An 18,910-nucleotide genomic window follows, 5' to 3' on the forward strand; every position below is an offset into this window, starting at 1 on the left:
CAAACCTATGAATGCTGTTTTACAACCCTCCGCCTGCTTCCATTGCGGCTTGCCCGTGCCCGCAGGCTCCAGCTGGAACGTCACCATCGACGACGTGCCGCGCGCCATGTGCTGCCCCGGCTGCGAAGCCGTGGCGCAAACCATCGTCGACATCGGCCAGAGCGCGTACTACCGCGACCGCGACGAATATGCCGTCAATGCGGCCGATGCGAACATGGTGCCGCCCGAACTGCGCCTGTACAGCAATGACGACGCGCAATTCGCGCGCGACGCCAGCAGCTGCGAAGCGACCCTGTCCGTCGAAGGCATCCGCTGCGCCGCCTGCGTCTGGCTGATCGAGCGCCAGCTGACGCGCCTGCCAGGCGTGCAGGCGGCCAGCCTGAACGTCGCCACGGAGCGCCTGTACGTGCGCTGGAGCCGCGCCCAGTGCGAACCGGGCGACATCCTGCAAGCCGTGCGGCAAGTCGGCTACACGGCCTATCCGTATGACGCCGTGCGCCATGGCGAACGCCTGCAAAAAGCCAGCAAGACCCTGGGCCGCCAGCTGTTCGTGGCCGGCCTGTCGATGATGCAGGTGATGATGTACGTGGCGCCCGCCTACCTGGCCGAGGATGGCACCTTGGACGACAATATGGCCAGCCTGATGCGCTGGGCCAGTCTGCTGCTGACCCTGCCCGCCATCTGTTACTCCGCCATGCCATTCTTCCAGGGCGCCTGGGCCAGCTTGCGCGCGCGCACCCTGGGCATGGACGTGCCCGTCGCGCTGGGCATCCTGGCGGCCTTCTTCGGCAGCGTGGTGGCGACCTTTACGGGCCGCGGCGAGGTGTATTACGACTCGGCCACGATGTTCATCTTCCTGCTGCTGTGCAGCCGCTATTTCGAGCTGCAGGCACGCCGCAAGGCCGCTTCCGCGCTCGAGCGCCTGCAGCACGCCTTGCCTGCCTCTGCCTCGCTGATGGCGGGCTTTCCCGACAACCGCGCCACCACCCTGGTGCCGGCCGGTAGCCTGGCCGTGGGCGACATCCTCCTGGTCAAGCCGGGCGAAGCGATCGCCGCCGACAGCGTCATCATCGAGGGGAGCAGTGCGCTGGACCTGTCGCTGCTGACGGGCGAAAGCGCGGCCCAGCGACGCAAGACAGGTGAACAGGTGCCGGGCGGGGCGATCAACGCCAGCGCGGCGCTGATCCTGCGCGTGCTGAAACCGGCACGCGAAAGCACCCTTTCCGATTTATTGAAACTGATCGAGCGGGCCGGCAGCGGCAAGCCGCAGATCGCGCAGTGGGCCGACAAGGTCGCCGCCTGGTTCGTCCTGGGCCTGCTGCTGTTCGCCGTCGCCGTGTTCGCCTTCTGGAGCTGGCATGACCCGGCACAGGCCTGGCCCGTGGCGATTGCCGTGCTGGTCGTGTCTTGCCCGTGCGCGCTGTCGCTGGCCACGCCGACGGCGCTGGCGGCCGCCACCGACAGCCTGCTGCGGCGCGGCGTGCTGATCGTCCAGCCCCACGTCCTGGAAACCCTGCACCGCGCCACCCACATCGTCTTCGACAAGACGGGCACCTTGACCCTGGGCCGGCCCGTGCTGCGGCAAATCGAGGGACTCGGCAGCCTGAGCGAGGACGATTGCCTGCAGGTGGCCGCCGCGCTGGAAGCGGGCAGCGCCCATCCGCTGGCGCAGGCGATCCTGGCAGCAGCGGATGAGTTGCCAGGACAGCAACTTCGCATGCATGCGCAACAGTTGCAGGAAGTGCAAGGCCAGGGCCTGGAAGGCATCGTCGACGGCGTGCGCTACCGCCTGGGCAATGCGGCCTTTGTCGCCGCCATCGCCGGGCCGCCGCTGGGCGACACGGCCATCGGCATGCAGGGCATGACGCCGCTGTATCTGGGCACGCAGGGCCGCTGGCTCACGCGTTTCCTACTCAGCGACGCGCTGCGCCCGGAAGCGCGCGACGTGGTCGCGTATTTCCACCGGCGCGGCAAGCAGGTCGTACTGCTCAGCGGCGACCAGGAAGCGCTGACGCAAAGCGTAGCGACGGAACTGGGCATCAACACGGCATGCGGCGAATGCCTGCCCGATGAAAAGCTCGATTTCGTGCAGCAACTGCAGGCAACGGGCGCCGTCGTGGCGATGGTGGGCGATGGCATCAACGACGCGGCCGTGCTGAGCGGCGCCGACGTGTCCTTCGCCATGGGTTCCGGCGCCGCGCTGGCGCAGGCGCATGCGGACACGGTGCTGCTGTCGAGCCAACTGGTGTCCGTGCTCGACACGGCGAAGACGGCCGCGCGCAGCATGCGCATCATCCGCGAGAACCTGGGCTGGGCCACCCTGTACAATCTGACGGCCATCCCGGCCGCCGCGCTGGGTTTCTTGAACCCCTGGCTGTCCGGCGTCGGCATGGCTGCCAGTTCGGCCGTCGTCATCGCCAACGCCCTGCGCCTGCGGAAAGCCTGAACATGGAAGCACTGTATCTCCTCATCCCCTTGAGCGTCGTGGTCGTCTTCATCGCCCTGTGGGTGTATTTCACGGCCTCGGACGGCGGCCAGTTCGACGATCTCGTCGGACCTGGCCTGCGCGTGCTGCAGGACGACGACACGCCGCCCCAGCCGGCGCCCGGCGAACCGCATCCCTGACCGCACCATCCCGGCCGGCGCGTCTGCCCCCAATCCGCCCGGATTGCAGGGATCTTGTATGGCTTTTTTGAGCGGAATTTGACCGAAATACCGCTTTATTTCGATGCCAGTTCGCTACGCTTATTTCATCCGGGGAATTTTGATCCACATCAAAGTTTTTTCACGGTCAAACACTTACTCTCTGGCCACCATCATAAATAGTAATTCCAGGGAGAGTCTTTGTGGATCAATCGCTGAACTATAACTACAAGATCGTGAAGCAATTCGCGGTCGCTACTGTGGTATGGGGCATCATAGGCATGCTGGTTGGCGTTATCATCGCCGCTCAGCTGGCCTGGCCTGCCCTGAACCTCGACATACCATGGCTGACATACGGACGCCTGCGTCCGCTGCACACGAATGCGGTGATTTTCGCCTTCGGCATCTGCGGCCTGTTCGCTACCTCGTACTACGTCGTGCAACGCACCTGCCAGGTGCGCCTGTTTTCCGACAAGCTGGCCGCCTTCACCTTCTGGGGCTGGCAAGCCGTGATCCTGTGCGCCGTCGTTACCCTGCCCATGGGCATGACACGCGGCAAGGAATACGCGGAACTGGAATGGCCTATCGCCATCCTCATCGCCATCGTCTGGATCGCCTACGCCATCGTGTTCTTCGGCACGCTGATCAAGCGCAAGGTCAAGCACATCTACGTGGCCAACTGGTTCTTCGGCGCCTACATCCTGGCCGTGACGATTTTGCACGTGGTCAATGGCGCCGTCATGCCAGCCTCGTTCACGAAATCGTATTCCGCCTATGCGGGCGTGCAGGACGCCATGATCCAGTGGTGGTACGGCCATAACGCGGTGGGTTTCATCCTGACCGCCGGCTACCTGGGCATGGTCTACTACTTCATCCCGAAACAGGCCGAGCGCCCCGTGTACTCGTACCGTCTGTCGATCGTCCACTTCTGGGCACTGATCTTCACCTACATGTGGGCGGGCCCGCATCACCTGCACTACACGGCATTGCCTGACTGGACGCAATCGATCGGCATGGTCTTCTCGCTGGTCCTGCTGGCGCCAAGCTGGGGCGGCATGATCAACGGCATCATGACCCTGTCGGGCGCCTGGCACAAGCTGCGCACCGACCCGATCCTGAAATTCATGATCGTCTCGCTGTCGTTCTACGGCATCGCCACCTTCGAAGGTCCGATGATGTCGATCAAGACCATCAACTCGCTGTCGCACTACACCGACTGGACCGTTGCCCACGTGCATGCGGGCGCTCTGGGTTGGGTGGGCTTCATCACCATGGGTTCGATCTACTACCTGCTGCCGCGCCTGGCTGGCCGCACGCAGATGCACAGCACGCGCCTGGTCGACGTGCACTTCTGGGTGGCCACCATCGGCATCGTGCTGTACATCGCCGCCATGTGGATCGCCGGCGTGATGCAGGGCCTGATGTGGCGCGCGGTCAATCCGGACGGCACCCTGACCTACACCTTTGTCGAGAGCGTGAAAGCGACGTATCCGTACTACGTGGTGCGCGTGGCCGGTGGCCTGCTGTACCTGTCGGGTATGTGCATCATGGGCTACAACACCTGGATGACCCTGCGCGGCAGCAAACTCCCCGTCGCCCGCATTCCGGAACTGAACGCGGCGCACGCCTGATAGGAGCGAAAGCAAATGAAATTTTCACATGCATGGATTGAGAAAAACCCCTGGCTGCTGATCGCCCTGGTCACGGTGGTGATCAGCATCGGCGGCGCCGTCGAGATCGTCCCCCTGTTCTTCCAGAAGAGCACGACGGAACCGGTCGCCGGCCTGAAACCGTATTCGCCGCTGCGCCTGGCGGGCCGCGACATTTACGTGCGCGAAGGCTGCTACAACTGCCACTCGCAGATGGTGCGTCCGCTGCGCGCGGAAACGGAACGCTATGGCCACTATTCGGTCGCCGGCGAGTTCGTCTATGACCGTCCGTTCCAGTGGGGTTCCAAGCGCACGGGGCCCGACCTGGCCCGCGTGGGCGCCCGCTACAGCGACGAATGGCACCGCACGCACTTGAACAACCCGCGCGACGTGGTGCCCGAGTCGAACATGCCGTCCTACCCCTGGCTGGCGAAGACCAAGCTGGTGCCTGACGAAATCGTGCCGAAGATGCGCGCCCTGAAACGCCTGGGCCAGCCGTACAGCGAGGAAGAAATCGCCGCCGGCCCCGCGCAGCTGCAGGACAAGACGGAAGAAGACGCCCTGGTCGCCTATCTGCAAGGCCTCGGTACATTAATCAAAACAAGGAATTAGCATGGCAATCGAAAACCTGTTTGACAGCGCCAGCAGCGTCATGACGGTGGTTTCCTTTACGACGTTCGTGGGCATCCTGTGGTGGACGTTCAGCCGCAGCAACAGCGACTTCGACGCGGCGGCACGCCTGCCGTTCGCCGACGACGCGCTCGACTATCCGGCCGAGGCCGAGATGAACCTGGCGAAGGAGCATAACCATGGCTGACTTTACCAATGGCTTCTGGAATATCTACATCATCGTGCTGTCCCTGCTGGGCATCATCGGCTGCGGCGTGCTGCTGTACTCGCAGTCGAAAGTGAAAGTGGTCGCCGGCGCCCCCGCCGACGGCACCACGGGCCACGTCTGGGACGAGGACTTGAAGGAACTCAATACGCCGATGCCGCGCTGGTGGATGTGGCTGTTCTACATCACCATCGTCTTCGCGCTGGCCTACCTGTTCCTGTATCCGGGCCTGGGCAACTATGCCGGCAGCCTGGGCTGGAAATCGACGGGCCAGTACGAGGAAGAGCTGAAGAAGGCGGAAGCCGACTACGGCCCCCTGTTCAACAAGTACCTGAGCCAGGACTTGAAGACGGTGGCCGCCGACCCGCAGGCGCAAGCCATCGGCCAGCGCCTGTTCCTGACCTACTGCGCGCAATGCCACGGTTCGGATGCGCGCGGCAACAAGGGCTTCCCCAACCTGACGGACAAGGACTGGCTGTATGGCGGCGAACCCGACATCATCAAGACCACCATCCTGCACGGCCGCAATGGACAGATGCCACCGATGGGCGCCGCCCTCGGTTCCGAAAAGGATGTCGAGAACGTGGCCCATTATGTGCTCAGCCTGTCCGGTTCGACCTCGGATCCCGTCAAGTCCGTGCTGGGCAAAGCCAAGTTTGGCGCCTGCATGGCCTGTCATGGCGCCGATGCGAAGGGCAACCAGATGCTGGGTGCGCCGAATCTGACGGACAAGGTCTGGCTGTACGGCGGCAGCGCCGATACCATCATGGAAACCGTACGCAAGGGACGCAGCAACACCATGCCGGCCTTCAGCGATTTCCTCGGCGAGTCCAAGGTACACGTGCTGTCGGCGTATGTCTGGAGCCTGTCGAATCCTCAGACGCCCGTGAAATGATGTAATGGAACCTCAAGTCATCAAGATGTATGCGGCCCGCGAGCAGATCTACCCTCGCGAGGCCAAAGGACGCTACGCTACCTGGCGATGGGTATGCGTATGGCTTACCCAGCTCGCGTTCTACGGCTTGCCGTGGTTGACCTGGAATGGCAGGCAAGCCCTGCTGTTCGACTTGACCACGCGCAAGTTCTACATTTTCGGCGTCGTGCTGTGGCCCCAGGATTTCATCTATCTGGCGGCCCTGCTGATCATCTGTGCGTATTTGTTGTTCCTCGTCACGGCCATTGCCGGGCGGGTGTGGTGCGGGTTCTCTTGCCCGCAAACGGTATACACGGAAATCTTCCTGTGGGTCGAACGCCGCATCGAGGGCACGCGCAGCGCGCGCATGGCCCTCGACAAGCAGGGCCCGTCCGTGCGCAAGGCATTCAAGAAGACGGCCAAGCATGTGGTATGGGGCGCCATCGCCCTGTGGACGGGCTTTACCTTTGTCGGCTACTTCACGCCGATCAAGGAACTGGCGCGCGAGGTGACCACCCTCAATTTCGGTCCCTGGGAATGGTTCTGGGTCTTGTTCTACAGCCTGGCAACCTACGGCAACGCGGGCTGGCTGCGCGAGCAGGTGTGCAAATACATGTGCCCCTACGCGCGCTTCCAGAGCGCCATGTTCGACCAGGACACCCTGATCATCACCTACGATGCCAAGCGCGGCGAACCACGCGGCGCCATGAGCAAGAAGGCCGGCAACAACGACAAGCTGGGCGATTGCATCGACTGCACCCTGTGCGTGCAGGTGTGTCCGACCGGCATCGATATCCGCAACGGCCTGCAGTATGAATGCATCGGCTGCGCCGCCTGCGTCGATGCCTGCAACAGCGTGATGGACAAGGTCGAGCGGCCGCGTGGCCTGATACGCTACAGCACCGACCATGCGATGGAAAACAACTTCAATTCGAAGCAGATACGCCAGCGCGCCATGCGCCCGCGCGTCCTGATCTACACTTCCATCCTGGCCCTGATCATCATCGCCGTATGTACCTCGCTGGCCCTGCGCACGCCCCTGAAAATGGACGTGATCCGCGACCGCGGTTCGATGGGACGCGAAGTGGAAGACGGCATGATCGAAAACGTCTACCGCCTGCAGATCATGAACACGTCCGAGCAAAGCCAGCATTTTAAAATCAGCGCTTCCGGCTTGCCGGGCCTGACCTTGCTGACGCGCGAAGAAGTGACCTTGCAGCCGACGGAAACGCTGGGCTGGCCGATCCGCCTGCGCGTGCCGCACGGCGTGGGCGAGAAGGGCTCGAACAAGATTGCGATCGAATTGCAATCGCTGGACGACCCGTCGCTGCATGTGCGTGAAAGCGCGGTCTTCATCGTGCCGCGTTAATGCAGGAAGGCCGGTCCCCGCATGGGGGCTGGCCGTTTACACAGGAGAAATACCATGTCCGACAGTCTGAAACTGCAGCCTCCCGTTGCACCGTGGTACAAGCACCGCTGGCCATGGCTGCTGATGATCGGTCCCGGCCTGTCCGTGGTCGTCGGCAGCTTCATGGGCTATATCGCGTTTACGCAGCCCGACGCGCTGGTGGTGGGCGATTATTACAAGCAGGGCAAGGCGATCAACCAGGATTTGAAGCGCGACACGATCGCCAGCGACCTGGCGATGGATACGAGCCTGGCGTACGACGTGGCGTCAGCGCGCCTGACCGGTTCCGTGCACAGCTTCGGCAAGGCCTATCAGGGGCCGTTGCAGCTGCACCTGGCGCATGCGACTTTGCCGGAAAAGGATATCAAGCTGCTGGTGCAGCCCGATGCGGCCGGCAATTTCTCGGTCGCGCTGCCGATGCTCGAGCGCAGCCGCTGGCAGGTGCTGGTGGAAAACGACAAGCGCGAGTGGCGCCTGTCCGGCATCTGGACCTGGCCCGTGCAGCGCAGCATCGCGCTGCATGCGGACGAAGAGTTATAAGCCTTACTTGCAGACGTCGGTACCGGCCGTAATGGCTTTCAGCTTGGCTGGTTGCAGGATCTCGATCTCGCGGTTCGAGACGCGCAGCCAGCCTTCCTTCTTGAATTTCGACAATAAACGGCTGACGCTCTCGATGGTCAGGCCCAGGTAGTTGCCGATTTCCTCGCGCGACATGCGCAGCTGGAATTTGCTGCTCGAATAGCCGCGCGCTTCGTAGCGCGACGCCAGGTTGACGATGAAGGCGGCAAAACGCTGCGTCGCCTGCATATTGCCCAGCAACAGCATCACGCTTTGCTCGCGCGTGATTTCCTGGCTCATCATGCGGTGGAAATGCCGCAGCAGGGTCGGCATATTGCCCAGCAATTGTTCCAGGCTGGAAAACGGGATTTCACACACTTCGCTGTCTTCCAGCGCCACCGCATTACAGTGGTGGCGGTCGGCGCTGATGGCGTCCATGCCCAGCAGTTCGCCGGCCATCTGGAAACCCGTCACCTGCTCCTCGCCGCCCGGATTGATCTGGTACGTCTTGAAGTGCCCCAGCCGGATCGCGTACAGGTTCTGGAACGAGTCGCCGATGCGGAACAGCGAGGCGCCGCGCACGATCTTGCGGCGGCGGCCGATGATCTGGTCCAGCCTGTCCATGTCGCCCATATCGAGGCCCATCGGCAGGCACAATTGATGCATGCTGCAGGTCGAGCATCGCGCACGCAACGCTTCCACGGTCACTGTGGGCAAGGTTGGAGTGAGTAGCGCTTCAGTCATGTCGGTACCTTTTAGAAAATGCAACAACAAGTTTACTGCATACAGGGTTGCCGTGTGCCAATTTCACCGCAATTTCGGCGAATAAACGACGTTCCGACTTTAATTATATGGCAACATCGTCAAAAGCCCATGCGGGGAGGGCCATTTGCGCGGCGCCGCTTGCCAACTTGATGTATTGATAGGAAAATTCCTAACAGCATTATCTGCCGCCTGTGCCGCCCGGTACTGAAAAGGAAATCATGAAGCCTCTCGGCATCAAAGCAAAAGTCGCGCTGGCCACCAGCCTGACCTCGATCGCCATGATCGCGCTGGTCACCATGATCCAGGTGCAGCATATGCGCGACGACTTCACGCGAGTACTGCTGAGCCAGCAGTCGTCCCTGATCAGCCGCACCGCTGCCGAGCTCGACGACAAGCTGGGCATGCTGCTGCAGATCGTCACCCTGACGGCCAGGCAGCAGCCGCCGGAATTGATGGCCCAGCCGGCCCAATTGCGCGAATACTATTCGCGCCGCTCGATGCTGGTGCTGTTCGACGACGTGCTGGTGCTCGATGCACATGGCGCCGTCGTGGCCGACATGCCGGAAGTGGCGGGGCGCGCCGGCATCAACGTTGCCGAGCGCGAGTATTTCCAGACCGTGCTGCGCACGCGCCAGCCCATGATCACCGAGCCGATGCTCGGCAAGTCGAGCGGCATGCCCATCGTGCAGATGGTGGCGCCCGTGCTGGCCGCCGATGGCCAGGTGGCCGGCGTGGTGATCGGCGTGCTGCGCCTGTACAAGGACAACCTGCTGGGGCGTCTGCGCTCGGAAAAGATCGGCAAGAGCGGCTATTACTTCATCCTCACGCGCGGCGCCGTGCCGCGCTACGTGCTGCATCCCGATACCAGCCGCTTGCTGCAGCCGCGCCAGCCGAACGCCAACCTGACGACGACCCAGCTGCTGAAGGAAGATGGCGAAGGCAGCATGGTCAGCACGAACAGCCGCGGCATCACGGCCGTCAACAGCTTCAAGCGTTTGAAATCGGTGAACTGGCTGCTGGCTACCTCGCTGCCCGTCGCGGACGCCTTCGAACCGTTCGATGGCGTGCTGTACCGGCTGGTGCTGTGGAGCATCCTCGCTTCGCTGCTAGCCGCATTTGTTCTGGGCTGGGTCACCGTGCGCCTGCTGTCGCCGCTGGTGCGCCTGCGCGACACCCTGCTGGCCCTGCGTACCAGCGGCAGCCGTTTCACCCCCGTGCCGGTGCAGCAGCGCGACGAGATCGGCGAACTGACGGAGGCGTTCAACGGCCTGATGAGCGAGCGCGACCGCCTGCAGCAGGAACTCGAATCGCGCGCGGCGGAACTGGAGCAGGAACGCGACCGGGCCGAGGCCGCCAACCGCGCGAAGAGCGATTTCGTGGCCAACATGAGCCATGAAATCCGCACGCCCCTCAATGCCGTGCTGGGCATGGTGTATTTGCTGGGCAATACCAAGCTCGATACGGAACAGCGCAAGTATCTGACCATGGTGCGCGTGGCGGGCCAGTCGCTGCTGGGCATCCTCAACGACGTGCTCGATTATTCGAAGATCGAGGCGCGCCGCATGGAACTGTCGCCCGTCGAATTCGACCTCGACGAAGTCATGAATACCCTGGCCACGACGATGACGATGAATGCGGGCGAAAAGGAGCTGGAACTGGCCATCGCCGTCGAGCCCGACGTGCCGCGGCGCCTCGTGGGCGACGCCCAGCGCCTGCAGCAAATCCTCGTCAACCTGGCCGGCAACGCCATCAAGTTCACGGAGAACGGCGAAGTGGTGGTGGCCGTCAGCCTGGCCGAGAGCAGGAGCGAGAGCGGCCGCGCCTGGCTGCGCTTCGAAGTGCGCGACACGGGCATCGGCATGACGGAACTGCAGCAACAGCAGCTGTTTGCCGCGTTTTCGCAGGGCGACCAGAGCATCACGCGCCGCTTCGGCGGCACGGGCCTGGGCCTGGCCATCAGCAAGCAGCTGATCCACATGATGGGCGGCGACATCGCTGTCGCCAGCAGCGAAGGCAAGGGCAGCCGCTTCTGGTTCAGCGTGCCGTTCGAGATGCTGGCGCAGCCGGCCGAAACGCGGCGCACGCCGGCCCTGGGCCAGCTGCGCCTGCTGGTGGCCGACGATAACCGCACCACGCGCGAACTGATCGTCAAGCTGATCGAGGCATGGGGCTGGCTGGCCGACGAAGTCGATTCCGGCTTTGCCGCCATCGAACTGTACCGCGAGCGCCTGGCGCAGCAGCAACCGTACGACGTGGTGCTGGCCGACTGGCACATGCCCGTCATGGACGGCCTGGCCACGGCCAAGGCCATCCGCCAGGCGGCCAGCGGCCAGCGCCAGCCCATCGTGGTGATGGTCAACGCCTTCGCCCGCAACCACCTCGAGGAAATCTCCAGCGCGGCCGAGGCCGACGTCGTGCTGATGAAGCCGATCACGGGATCGAGCCTGTTCGATGCCCTGCATCAGGCCCTGATCACGAAGAACGACGGCGGCGAGCAGCGCATCCTGCACCAGCCGCTGGGCACGGAACTGGCCGGCGTGCATTTCCTGCTGGTGGAAGACAATCATTTGAACCAGGCCGTGGCGCGCGGCATCCTCGAACACATGGGCGCCACCCTCGACGTGGTAGGCGACGGCTTGCAGGCCGTGGAACGGCTGCGCACGGAAGCGCTGCGCTACGACATCGTGCTGATGGACATGCAGATGCCCGTCATGGACGGTTTCAGCGCCACCCACATCATCCGTACGGAACTGCGCCTGAGCCTGCCCGTGATCGCCATGACGGCCGGCGTGCTGGCGTCCGAGCGCGAGCGCTGCATGACGGCCGGCATCAGCGACTTCATCGCCAAGCCCGTGGTGGTGGAAGAGATGATGGAAGTCATCCTGCGCCACCTGCCCAAGCGCCCGCAAGTGCAGACGGCCGAGCCCGTACGCGTCGCCGATGAAGAAGTGTTTTCCATGGCGCCGCTGATGCGCGTGATGGGACGCGACGCGAAGGGGCGCGGCGTGCTGCGGCGCATGGTCGAAGACGCGCTGAACAAGGGCATGACGCCCGTGCGCGACGCGGAAACAGCATTGCAGGCGGGCCGCCACAGCGACGTGGCGCGCATCCTGCACAGCGTGCGCGGCTCCGTCGGCACCCTGGGCACGAAACGCCTGATCCGCGCCGCGTTCGCCACAGAGGAAGCCATCGACGCTGGCCGCCTGGACGAAGTCCCAAGCCTGCTGGCGCACACGGCGCAGGAGCTGGAACTGGCGCTGGCGGCGGCGGCGGATTGGTTGTCGCGGTTGAAAGATTAGGCCTGCAACGTAAAGCTGGGGTCAGACCCGCCGGGTCTGACCCCGGAACTTTGCTCAGCGCCGCCGTTTACGCCGGTACACCGAGGATCACACTAGATGCTTTAAACATCGCCGTCACGCTGCTGCCGATGGCGATGCCCAGGTCCGTGCTGCTCTGATTGGTAATGATGGCGGCGATCGTGCCGCCGCGCGGCAAGTCCAGCACCACTTCCGTGTTGACGGCGCCCGTCTGCACACGCGTGACCGTGCCGGCCAGCTGGTTGCGGGCGGAAAAGCGTGCGCCTTCGCTGTCGGCCACGAGGATGATGGACGAAGCCTTGATCAGCGCAAACGCTTCCGCGCCCGGCACCAGGCCCAGGCTTGCGCTGCTGCCCTGCGTGACGATGGCAACGATGTGCTGGCCGCCGGGCAATTCCAGGGTGACTTCGTCGTTGACGGCGCCCTGTTTCAGTTCGGCCACCTTGCCCAGGAATTGATTACGTGCCGTCGTTTTCATGGCCATTCTCCGTATGAGTAAAAGATCGTCGGCGATGCCTTCGGCCTGGCTGCCCAGCTGGCGCAGGTAGCGCGCATGCTCGCGCTCGATGATGCGGAAATTGTCGACCAGCTGGCGCCCCCGTTGCGTCAGCCGCGTGCCGCCGCCGCCCTTGCCGCCCGTCAGGCGCTCGACCAGCGGTTCGCCGGCCAGATTGTTCATCGCGTCGATGGCGTCCCAGGCCGCCTTGTAGCTCATCTTGACGAGCTTGGCCGCCTGCGTGATAGAACCGCATTCGGCGATGGCGCCCAGCAATTCCACCCTGCCGGCGCCGCCCAGGTTTTCTCCGCCCACCGTCATCCATAGCGAGCCTTGCAAGCCGATTTTATCCAATGCGTTCACCCAATGCCATGTGGTCTTCCCTGTTATCGATCTGTCCGTCGCGCAAGTACAGCACGTGCTCGCCCAGGATGCGCGCATCTTCCGGATCGTGCGTGATCAGGATCATGGGCACGTCCAGGCGCTGTTGCCACTGGCTCAGTTCCAGGCGCATTTTGACACGCAGGGCCGGGTCGAGGGCGGCAAACGGCTCGTCGAGCAGCAGCGCGGACGGCTCGGCCACGAGCGCCCTCGCCAGCGCCACCCGTTGGCGCTGGCCTCCGGACAACTCGTCGGGGAACTGGTGCGCCAGTTCCTGCAAGTGGAAGGCGTCGAGCCAATGCTCGACCTTGGCCAACTTTTCGCGCGCGCGCGGATTGAACCAGCCGCGGCTCAGGCCAAAGCCCACGTTCTGGCGCACCGTCAGGTGCGGGAACAGCGCGTAATCCTGGAACAGGTAGGCGACATTGCGCTGCTGCGGCGGCAAATTGATGCCGGCGGCCGAGTCGAACAAGGTGCGCCCGTTCAGGCGGATATGGCCTTCGTCCGGCGTGAAGAGTCCGGCAATGGCTTTCAGGGTCATGCTCTTGCCGGCGCCGGACGGGCCATACATGGCGATGCGCTGGCTGCCGGACGTACATTGCACCTGCAGGTAGAAGCGGCGTTTGCCGGAGCGCAAGGTGGCGCGGATGTCGAGGTCGAGTTGCATGGGCGTCATCCTCAGCGTCCTTTGTGCGCGACGCGCCCGGGCGCCAGGCGGCCAGCCAACAGCAGCACCACGATGCAGACCACCGAGATGATCACGACCAGCGTATTGGCCACGTCGTCCTGGCCCGCCTGCACGGCTTCATACACGGCCACCGACAGGGTCTGTGTCTTGCCGGGAATGCTGCCGGCCACCATCAGGGTGGCGCCAAACTCGCCCAGCGCGCGCACGAATCCCAGCAGCACGCCGGCGAGGATGCCGCGCCAGGCCAGCGGTAACGTGACGCGAAAGAAAATCGCCATTTCCGAAATGCCCAGCACGCGGGCCGCCTGCTCGAGCTGGCCGTCGACGGCCTCGAAGGCGGCGCGCGTCGGCTTGAAGACGAGAGGGAAAGCGACCACGGTGGAAGCGATCACCGCGCCCTGCCACGTAAAAATCAGGTTGATGCCGAAGTTGTCCTGCAGCCAGATGCCCAAGGTACCGCGCCGGCCCAGCAATACCAGCAGGTAGTAGCCGAGTACGGTCGGCGGCATCACCATCGGCAGGGTCAACAGGGCGTCGAGCAGCTCGCGCCCGGGAAAACGCGTGCGCGCCAGCAGATAGCCCGTGCCGATGCCGAGCAACAAATTGAGCGCCGTGGCCCACGCCGCCACTTTGAGCGACAGGGCCAGCGCGGTCCAGCCGATATCCATGCGCGTTCGTTTGCTTTATGGCTTTTTAAAGCCGTACTTGGCCAGGATGGCTTGCGCCGGCGTCGTCTGCAAATAGCTGACGAAGCGCTTCGCTTCGGCCGCATTGCCGCTGCCCTTGATGGTGGCGATCGGGTACAGCACGGGCGCGTCCAGCGGCACCTCCATCGCCACGTTGACCTTGTCCTTCATGATGGCCGCGTCGGTGGCGTAGACAAAGCCCGCGTCGACTTCGCCGCGCGCCACGTAGTCGAGCGACTGGCGCACGTTCTGCGTGCCGATGGCTTTAGATTGCACGGCGTCCCACAGCTTCGCCTTCTTCAGTGCGCCTTCGGAATAACGGCCGACGGGCACGCTGGCCGGATTGGCGATGGCCACGCGGGTCACGCCCTTGTGCGTCAGGTCAGCCAGTCTCTTGATGCCCAGCTTGCTATCGTGCGGCACGATCAGCACCAGGCTGTTGCCGACGAAGTCCATGCGCTCGGCCGGCAAGACGAGGCCCTGCTTTTGCGCCGCATCCATGGTTTCCTGGTCGGCCGAGGCAAACACGTCCACGGGTGCGCCCTTGACGATCTGCTGCAGCAGCACGCCCGAAGCGGCGAAGTTCAGGGATACCTTGCTGCCCGGATACTGCGCCTCGTAGCTTTGCGCCGCCTCCTTGAATGCATTCGTCAGGCTGGCCGCGGCCGACACGACCACTTCACCGGCAAGGGCGGACGAGGCGGCGGTGGCGAAGAGGGCGGCGCCGAGCAGTGTGGCGAGGGAGGTGAGGCGCATGATCGTATCCTTGATGAGAAGAGAACCAGGTCCGTAATATACACCGATATATAGCGATCTGCCATCGCACAGGTCAAGCCAGCGCAAGCTGCATTCCCTGATATACTGTATATAAACACAGTATATTGAGGTGAGCCATGGAATTGACGGACAAGCTGGAAATCCTGGCCGACGCGGCCAAGTACGACGCGTCCTGCGCCAGCAGCGGCGCGCCCAAGCGCGATTCCATCGGCAAGGATGGCTTTGGTGCCACCTCGGGCATGGGCATTTGCCACAGCTACACGCCGGACGGGCGCTGCGTCTCGCTGCTGAAAGTGCTGCTGACGAATTACTGCCTGTACGACTGCCAGTACTGCGTCAACCGCCGCACGTCGAACGTGCCGCGCGCGCGCTTTACCGTGGCCGAAGTGGTGAAACTGACGAGCGACTTTTACCTGCGCAACTACATTGACGGCCTGTTCCTCAGTTCCGGCATCATCCAGTCGGCCGACTACACGATGGAGCAGCTGGTGCAGGTGGCGCGCGAGCTGCGCGAGGTGCACCAGTTCCGCGGCTACATCCATCTGAAAACCATTCCCGACGCCGATCCGGCCCTGATCGCGCAGGCGGGCCGCTATGCCGACCGGCTCAGCGTCAACATCGAACTGCCGACACAGGACAGCGTGCAAAAGCTGGCGCCGGAAAAGAGCGTGCATACGATCAAGCTGGCGATGGGGTCGATACGCCGCAAGCTCGACGAGAAAGCGGAAGAACCGCGCGCCCCCCGTTTCGCGCCGGCCGGGCAAAGCACGCAGATGATCGTCGGCGCCGATGCCAGCGACGACCAGCAGATCCTCTCCACGGCCGAGACCCTGTACGGCAGTTATAAACTCAAGCGCGTGTACTACTCGGCCTTCAGCCCGATCCCCGACAGTCCGAAAAGCGTGCCGCTGGCGCCGCCGCCGATGCTGCGCGAACACAGGTTGTACCAGGCCGATTTCCTGCTGCGCAGCTATGGTTTCCAGGCCAGCGAATTGCTGCCCGCCACGGGCGGCAACCTGGCGCTCGATATCGATCCGAAACTGGCGTGGGCGCTGGCGCACCGCGAACATTTTCCGCTGGACTTGAACCGCGCGGCGCAGCACATGATCGCCCGCGTGCCCGGCATCGGCCTGCGCAATGCCCAGCGCATCGTCGACCTGCGAAGGCTGCGGCAGGTGCGCTACGCCGATCTGTCGCGCCTGCGCTGCAGCATGAAGAAAATCGCTCCCTTCATCATCACGGCCGACTACTTTCCCGCGCGCGACACCACCGCCTCGGAACACCTGCGGCGTGCCATGGCGGAGGCGCCGCAGCAAATGAATCTGTGGCCGGAGCTGCAGGCCGCATGAGTACGGTGGTGCGGCTGGCGCAGTCGTTCGACGAGTGGCGCGCGGCGGCACGCGAACTGATCGCGCGTGGCGTGCCACCTGCCGACGTTGCCTGGCAGTGTCAACACGGTGAGGGCGACCTGTTTTCCGCCGCGCCGGATGCGACGGATACCAGTGCGCCACGGCTGCGCCTGCCCCGTCCCCTGGTGGAGCTGCTGCAGGCCGCCGCCTGCTTCAATGTGCCTGACCGTTGGGCCTTTTTGTACCAGGTGCTGTGGTGCTGGCAGCAGGGCCAGCACGACGTGATGTCGCCGGCCGACGCGGACGGCGCGCGCCTGCACGCCATGGTCAAGGCCGTGCACCGCGAGGAGCACGACATGCATGCGTATGTGCGCTTCCGCGAGCGGCCAGAATGCGAGGGCGCGCCCCGTTTTGTTGCCTGGTTCGAACCCGTGCACGAGGTGCTGCCGCAGGTGGCGCGCCACTTTGCCCGCCGCATGGGAGCTACCAGCTGGATGATCGCCACGCCCGCCGCCAGCATGCTGTGGGATGGCACGACCTTGCACGCGGGCCCCGCACTGATGCAAGGCGCGGCCGACATCGACGATGCGGGCGAAGCGCTATGGCTGACCTACTACCGCAGCATCTTCAATCCCGCGCGCGTGAATGCGGATTTGCTGCACAGCCATATCCCCTCGCGTTTCTGGAAAAACCTGCCGGAAGGCGCCATCGTGCCCGCCATGCTCAGCGGCGCCGCCAACGGCGAACGCCGCACGGGCCAGACGGCCAGCGTGGGCCAGCGCAGCGGCGCGGCCATGATCCCGATTGCCGCCGAGCGCGCCCAGCCGGCGCGCGAGGTAGCGACAAGCCTGGACCAGTGCCGCCGCTGCGAACTGTGGAAAAGCGCCACGCAAGCCGTGCCCGGCATTGGCCCGGCACAGGCGCGCATCATGCTTGTGGGCGAGCAGCCGGGCGACCAGGAAGACCTGGCGGGACTGCCGTTCGTGGGCCCGGCCGGCGCGCTGCTCGAGCAAGCCATGCAGGAAGCGGGCATGGCGCGTGACAGCATCTACCTGACCAATGCCGTCAAACATTTCAAGTGGGAACCACGCGGCAAGCGCCGCCTGCACAAGACCCCAGCCCAACGCGAGATCCTCGCCTGTCATGGCTGGCTGGAAGAAGAGATTGAGCGTGTCCAGCCACAGGTGATCGTGGCGCTGGGCAGCACGGCATTAAAATCCGTGCTGCAAGATGGCGCGGCGAGCATGACACCGCTGATCGGCACGCTGATCGAGCATGCGGGACGCTCGGTGATTACCGTATATCACCCGGCGTATGTGCTGCGCGCACCCGATGCGGCCAGCAGGCAACAGGCTTACGCGGTCATAGTGGCGGGGCTGCGGCAGGCGCTGCGGCTAGAGCAGGATAACCATCACAGCGTTGTCGCCGGCACATCCTGCCCCTCATCGCGCCGCGCATAACGCTGCGCGATCACGGCACAGATCATCAGCTGAATCTGGTGAAACAGCATCAACGGCAGGATCACCATGCCCAGCGAACGCGTGGAAAACAGCACCTTGGCCATCGGTACGCCGCTGGCCAGGCTTTTCTTCGAGGCGCAAAAGACGATGGCGATTTCGTCTTCCTTGTTGAAGCCCAGACGGCGGCTGACGAAGGTCGAGATGCCCAGCACCAGCGCCAGCAGCAAGGTGCTGATCAGGCCCAGGGCGACCAGGGTTTCCACGGAAATCGTATGCCACAAGCCTTCGCTGACGGCTTCACTGAAGGCTGTGTAGACCACCAGCAAGATCGAACCCTGGTCGACGTATTTCAAGGTGGCTTTATGGCGGTCGACCCAGCGGCCGATCCAGCGGCGCAGGAACTGGCCGGCCAAAAACGGCAGCAGCAGCTGCATGACGATGGACAGCACGGCGTCCACGGACGACTTGCTTTCCGCGCCCTTGGCCACCAGCAAGCCGACGAGGATAGGGGCGAGGAAGATGCCGATGAAGTTCGAGGCCGAGGCGCTGCAGATGGCGGCCGGCACGTTGCCGCGCGCCATGGCCGTCATGGCGATCGAGGATTGCACGGTGGACGGCAGCGCGCACAGGAACAAGATGCCCATGTACAGGTCGGGCGTGAGAAAGGTCAGCGCCAGCGGGCGCAGGGCCAGGCCCAAGAGCGGAAACAGGACAAAGGTGCTGGCCAGCACCAGCAAGTGCAAACGCCAGTGCATGGCGCCGGCCACCACGGCTTCGCGCGACAGCTTGGCGCCATGCAGGAAGAACAGGGCGCCGATGGCGACGGTGGTGATGTTGCCGAAGACCACGGCCGTCTGGCCCGTGCAGGGCAGGAAGGTGGCCAGCGCCACGGTGACGAGCAGGGCGATGGTGAAATTATCGGGTTTCAGATTGCGCAGCAGGGCAGCGGGAGAAAAAGAAGACATGCGGTAGCCTGGTAACGGCG

At 63.9% G+C, this 18,910-nt stretch carries 17 protein-coding genes; 11 read left to right on the top strand and 6 right to left on the bottom strand.

Going from position 1 to position 18,910, the window contains the following annotated elements; all coding sequences use genetic code 11:
- Positions 1 to 7 precede the first annotated feature (7 nt).
- From JAB6_RS12940 to JAB6_RS12975, 8 genes are all read left to right on the top strand, one after another.
- Positions 8 to 2,446 carry a heavy metal translocating P-type ATPase gene (locus tag JAB6_RS12940; protein WP_070303169.1) on the top strand — a complete coding sequence of 813 codons (2,439 nt, stop codon included), beginning with the start codon at positions 8 to 10 and terminating at the stop codon, positions 2,444 to 2,446.
- A gap of 2 nt (positions 2,447 to 2,448) precedes the next feature.
- A complete protein-coding gene (ccoS, locus tag JAB6_RS12945; protein WP_034752510.1) occupies positions 2,449 to 2,625 on the top strand; it encodes a cbb3-type cytochrome oxidase assembly protein CcoS in 177 nt (58 codons plus the stop codon).
- A 221-nt stretch (positions 2,626 to 2,846) separates the two neighbouring features.
- Positions 2,847 to 4,274 carry a cytochrome-c oxidase, cbb3-type subunit I gene (gene ccoN, locus JAB6_RS12950; protein ID WP_035823294.1) on the top strand — a complete coding sequence of 476 codons (1,428 nt, stop codon included), beginning with the start codon at positions 2,847 to 2,849 and terminating at the stop codon, positions 4,272 to 4,274.
- Between the two features lie 15 nt (positions 4,275 to 4,289).
- Positions 4,290 to 4,904, top strand: a complete 615-nt coding sequence (gene ccoO / locus JAB6_RS12955; protein ID WP_034752513.1) for a cytochrome-c oxidase, cbb3-type subunit II — start codon at positions 4,290 to 4,292, stop codon at positions 4,902 to 4,904.
- Between the two features lies 1 nt (position 4,905).
- Positions 4,906 to 5,109, top strand: a complete 204-nt coding sequence (locus JAB6_RS12960) for a cbb3-type cytochrome c oxidase subunit 3 (protein ID WP_034752515.1) — start codon at positions 4,906 to 4,908, stop codon at positions 5,107 to 5,109.
- Positions 5,102 to 6,022, top strand: coding sequence for a cytochrome-c oxidase, cbb3-type subunit III (ccoP, locus tag JAB6_RS12965; protein ID WP_034752517.1), 921 nt, complete (start codon positions 5,102 to 5,104; stop codon positions 6,020 to 6,022). Before JAB6_RS12960 ends, ccoP begins: the two co-directional genes overlap by 8 nt.
- A gap of 4 nt (positions 6,023 to 6,026) precedes the next feature.
- Entirely contained in the window at positions 6,027 to 7,409 is a 1,383-nt protein-coding gene (ccoG, locus tag JAB6_RS12970; protein WP_139143377.1) for a cytochrome c oxidase accessory protein CcoG, read from the top strand.
- Positions 7,410 to 7,463: 54 nt separating this feature from the next.
- Complete coding sequence (locus tag JAB6_RS12975) at positions 7,464 to 7,988, top strand: FixH family protein (RefSeq protein ID WP_070303170.1); 525 nt, start codon at positions 7,464 to 7,466, stop codon at positions 7,986 to 7,988.
- A 3-nt stretch (positions 7,989 to 7,991) separates the two neighbouring features.
- Here the strand turns inward: JAB6_RS12975 and fnr are convergent, their stop codons facing one another.
- Entirely contained in the window at positions 7,992 to 8,750 is a 759-nt protein-coding gene (fnr, locus tag JAB6_RS12980) for a fumarate/nitrate reduction transcriptional regulator Fnr (RefSeq protein ID WP_034752524.1), read from the bottom strand.
- A 239-nt stretch (positions 8,751 to 8,989) separates the two neighbouring features.
- Here fnr and JAB6_RS12985 point away from each other — a divergent pair, with 239 nt between their 5' ends.
- Positions 8,990 to 12,070 (top strand): response regulator, encoded by a 3,081-nt coding sequence (locus JAB6_RS12985; protein ID WP_070303258.1) that lies wholly within the window; start codon positions 8,990 to 8,992, stop codon positions 12,068 to 12,070.
- A 67-nt stretch (positions 12,071 to 12,137) separates the two neighbouring features.
- Here the strand turns inward: JAB6_RS12985 and JAB6_RS12990 are convergent, their stop codons facing one another.
- From JAB6_RS12990 to modA, 4 genes are read right to left on the bottom strand one after another with little or no spacing between them, the layout of a single operon-like run.
- A complete protein-coding gene (locus JAB6_RS12990) occupies positions 12,138 to 12,947 on the bottom strand; it encodes a TOBE domain-containing protein (protein WP_070303171.1) in 810 nt (269 codons plus the stop codon).
- Positions 12,931 to 13,632: a sulfate/molybdate ABC transporter ATP-binding protein gene (locus JAB6_RS12995; RefSeq protein ID WP_070303259.1), complete on the bottom strand. Its 702-nt coding sequence runs from the start codon at positions 13,630 to 13,632 to the stop codon at positions 12,931 to 12,933. Before JAB6_RS12995 ends, JAB6_RS12990 begins: the two co-directional genes overlap by 17 nt.
- An 11-nt stretch (positions 13,633 to 13,643) precedes the next feature.
- Positions 13,644 to 14,321, bottom strand: a complete 678-nt coding sequence (gene modB / locus JAB6_RS13000) for a molybdate ABC transporter permease subunit (RefSeq protein WP_070303172.1) — start codon at positions 14,319 to 14,321, stop codon at positions 13,644 to 13,646.
- Between the two features lie 15 nt (positions 14,322 to 14,336).
- Positions 14,337 to 15,095 carry a molybdate ABC transporter substrate-binding protein gene (gene modA, locus JAB6_RS13005; protein WP_070303173.1) on the bottom strand — a complete coding sequence of 253 codons (759 nt, stop codon included), beginning with the start codon at positions 15,093 to 15,095 and terminating at the stop codon, positions 14,337 to 14,339.
- A 137-nt stretch (positions 15,096 to 15,232) separates the two neighbouring features.
- Between modA and JAB6_RS13010 the strand changes: the two genes are divergently transcribed.
- Both JAB6_RS13010 and JAB6_RS13015 read left to right on the top strand, forming a co-directional pair.
- On the top strand, positions 15,233 to 16,465 hold the full coding sequence (locus JAB6_RS13010) for a putative DNA modification/repair radical SAM protein (RefSeq protein ID WP_070303174.1): 1,233 nt from the start codon (positions 15,233 to 15,235) through the stop codon (positions 16,463 to 16,465).
- Positions 16,462 to 17,925 (top strand): UdgX family uracil-DNA binding protein, encoded by a 1,464-nt coding sequence (locus tag JAB6_RS13015; RefSeq protein WP_070303175.1) that lies wholly within the window; start codon positions 16,462 to 16,464, stop codon positions 17,923 to 17,925. The genes JAB6_RS13010 and JAB6_RS13015 overlap by 4 nt, the downstream gene beginning before the upstream one ends.
- On the opposite strand, the gene JAB6_RS13020 is transcribed toward JAB6_RS13015, so the two are convergent.
- Positions 17,877 to 18,890: a bile acid:sodium symporter family protein gene (locus JAB6_RS13020; RefSeq protein ID WP_051991317.1), complete on the bottom strand. Its 1,014-nt coding sequence runs from the start codon at positions 18,888 to 18,890 to the stop codon at positions 17,877 to 17,879. The genes JAB6_RS13015 and JAB6_RS13020 overlap by 49 nt on opposite strands.
- Positions 18,891 to 18,910: the final 20 nt, after the last annotated feature.

Origin of the sequence: Janthinobacterium sp. HH104, assembly GCF_001758715.1 — a bacterium.
Classification (GTDB): domain Bacteria; phylum Pseudomonadota; class Gammaproteobacteria; order Burkholderiales; family Burkholderiaceae_D; genus Janthinobacterium; species Janthinobacterium aestuarii.